At 62.0% G+C, this 2,823-nt stretch carries 3 protein-coding genes and 1 pseudogene; 3 read left to right on the top strand and 1 reads right to left on the bottom strand.

Translation table 11 applies throughout. The annotated features are described in order from the left end of the window. Positions 1-219 precede the first annotated feature (219 nt). Positions 220-1,204 (bottom strand): annotated as a pseudogene (locus NKI63_RS30535) (IS5 family transposase). A gap of 151 nt (positions 1,205-1,355) precedes the next feature. Between NKI63_RS30535 and NKI63_RS30530 the strand changes: the two are divergent. The 3 genes from NKI63_RS30530 to NKI63_RS30520 form a co-directional block, all read left to right on the top strand. Continuing rightward, on the top strand, positions 1,356-1,796 hold the full coding sequence (locus NKI63_RS30530; protein ID WP_352824121.1) for a B3/B4 domain-containing protein: 441 nt from the start codon (positions 1,356-1,358) through the stop codon (positions 1,794-1,796). Beyond that, the gene (locus tag NKI63_RS30525) at positions 1,783-2,193 is read left to right on the top strand and encodes a hypothetical protein (protein WP_352824120.1); all 411 of its coding nucleotides are present in this window, start codon (positions 1,783-1,785) and stop codon (positions 2,191-2,193) included. The genes NKI63_RS30530 and NKI63_RS30525 overlap by 14 nt, the downstream gene beginning before the upstream one ends. 158 nt (positions 2,194-2,351) lie before the next feature. Continuing rightward, on the top strand, positions 2,352-2,823 hold a 472-nt coding region (locus NKI63_RS30520; RefSeq protein WP_352824119.1), incomplete at its 3' end, for a transposase.

The following is a 2,823-nucleotide window of genomic DNA, read 5'->3' as shown; positions in this document are numbered from 1 at the left end:
GGCGCCAATGGCGTGAACAGTTCGGCGTTCAAGACATGGCAAGACGAAGATTGACAGCACGTTGCGGTTGAGGAGCTGGCAAAACCCAGGCTGTGTGCAAGCGAATGGGTTGGCCCCGCTTTTCATTTTCCGCGTAGCCTGTGCCTGTGGCTGCCCGCGCCACAAGGCGTTGGTGCACAAATGTGGCATTAGGCACAATCAGCTCTTTGATGCCGCCTGCTATGTCGGCCTTGCCGGGCAGCGAACGGACTCCGGGCGTGCGCACGCCGTCATGCGGTTGAGAACGGCGCAGCCGATGGCGACCTCGGTCTGCTGAGCCGAAAAGGAGCGGGCTCGCAGGCGACGTCCGATCAGCCCCTTGTAGCGCCCGACGGCGGTCTCGATCAGGGCGCGCTTGCCATAGCCGGTGGACGCCTGCCAATTCAGCCTTCCATCATTGGCGATCGCCGTGATGTGACCGTCCCTTTGACCGGGTGGTCCGGTGTCATCACTCTCCACGGCCGTTGAACGTGGCGGGATGACTATCCTTGCGGTGACGCTGTGTTGCAGCACCGCGCAGTAGGTGGGACCGCCATCATATGCTCCGTCGGCCGTGAATTGGTCGATCTCTGCGTCGACCCGGTCGAGCAGCGGCTTCACCTGCGAGGGATCGTCGCCGTCCTGGTCGGTCAGACAATGGGCGATGATCTCCCCGCTGTCGGCATTGAGAACCAAATGCAGCTTGCGCCAGGTCCGGCGTGATCTGGCACCGTGCTTGTCTTCCAGGCATTGGCCGGCGCCGTAGACTTTCAAATCCGGTGCTATCGATCAGCACATGCAGCGGACCGTCCTCGGGATGCCGCTGCCGCTTGGCCGATGGTTCCCATATCTGCGCCCGGCGGCTTAGCGTCGTGTGATCGGGAACCGGTAGATCAAGCCCCATCAGATCGAGCAGCGAGGTCGCCAATGCCTCGCTCTGGCGCAGACGAAGCCCGAAGACGCATCCCAGTGTCAAGACCGCCTCGATGGCGAGATCGGAATAGCGGGGCTGGCCGCCGCGGGTCGTTCTTCGCGGCGCATGCCACCTGGCCAAGGCTTCTTCTGTCAACCACAGCGTCAGACTGCCGCGCCGCCGAAGGCCCGCCTCGTATTCCGGCCAGTTTGTCACCTTGAATTTCATCTTCGCGACTCGGTGGCGGCGGCTGGCATTGTGTTTGTAGGGCATCGGGCGAAGATCATGTCGTTGGCGATCTCGCCTGCCTATCGGCAAACCCTTGAAAAATGTTCCACGCACCAACGCCTCGACAAGCACCTTTCTTCAAACATTTCCCGAACGACCCGCAGCGCAAAGCCTCCCCATGAGAAAAGAGCTTCCCATGTCTTTCACGCCATTGATTGACCCCGAGATCAAGGCCCGCTACCCGGATTTTCATCTGATCAGCATTGTGGTGCGGAACGCTGAAATCGACGTGCCGGATGCACAGGCGTTGAACGACACGATTGCGGCGGCGGAACAGGCCGCGCTTCGCGATGACGCCCAAAGGGACGCGCATCTTGCGGCGTGGGCCGTTGCCTACGAGGCTTTCGGCACAAAGGGCAATCGAACGCCGTGCTCGGCCGCCGCGCTTCTCAAGCGGGTGCGGAAAGATGGCTCTCTCCCGCGGATTTCCCCACTGGTTGATGCCTACAATGCCGTCAGCGTGCTGTACGGCGTTCCGATTGGCGGGGAGGATCTCGATCTCTACCAGGGGTCCCGAGATATTCGAGGTCGCGCACATGGACCAAGTCAACCGGCTAGCCGCCATGGAGCAGCGTGATCATCTCGCCTTCACCAAGGCTCTGGTCGAGTTCATGTTGCGCGCCAGCGGTTTCGCCGGGAAGGGTACGGCGCACCTCGGCGCGCCGCATTACGAGGAATTCTACCACGGCCTCGTCGACAAGCAGGTCGAGAACTTCGCGCGTGACATCTCGAGCAGGGGAACGATCTCGAGCCTGCGCGACTATTGGAAGGACCTGCCCGCGTTCAAGCCACCTATGACATCGCTACGCGACGTCGACGAGGCAGGATACATCGTCGCCGCCGCGCGCGATCCCCTTGCGAAGGGGAAGACGACGGATGTCGACAGGCGCGACCTGGCCAAGGTGATGCGCGCCATCAGGACGCAGCGTGGCAGCTCCTCGGAAATGGATGCAGATGGGGGCAGCAATGGCTGACGATAAGGGAAAAGACTGGCGCACCGCCTCGACGCGGATAGTGTGCTGAAGGTTCTGCAAAAAGTTTTGGAGAGAGAACGGGGCTTGCTCTGAGGGGCGAGCGGCCATGGCACGGTGGTGACGTTGCGATCACCGATTCCCGTGGAAGGGGAAGTGCCATGACCAATCGAGACGTTAGACTGAGCAGAGGCGAGTTGAAAGCGTTGCTGTTGTCGGATGAGGACGGCTTTCGCCAGGCATTGCAGAGTGTCGTGCAGGGGGTTCTTGAAGCCGAGATGACGGAGGCGATCGGGGCCGAGAAAGGCGAGCGGACGGCGGAGCGGACGAGTTACCGGTCCGGCTATTACGAGCGCAAGCTGGTGACGCGGGTCGGGGTGCTGGAGCTTCGCGTTCCGCAGGATCGGGCTGGCCGGTTCTCGACGGAGTTGTTTGAGCGCTACCAGCGTTCGGAGAAGGCATTGGTGTCGGCGCTGGTCGAGATGTACGTGCAGGGCGTTTCGACCCGCAAGGTGAAGGCGGTGACGGAGGAACTGTGCGGCCACTCTTTCTCGGCCTCGACGGTGAGCGAGGCGACGATGCGGCTGGATGAGGCGCTCAAGGCGTTCTTCACGCGGCGGCTCGAGGAAAGCT

The organism is Mesorhizobium sp. M0410, assembly GCF_040321435.1.
Taxonomy (GTDB): Bacteria; Pseudomonadota; Alphaproteobacteria; order Rhizobiales; family Rhizobiaceae; genus Mesorhizobium.
This window is presented reverse-complemented; position numbering and strand designations above follow the sequence as displayed.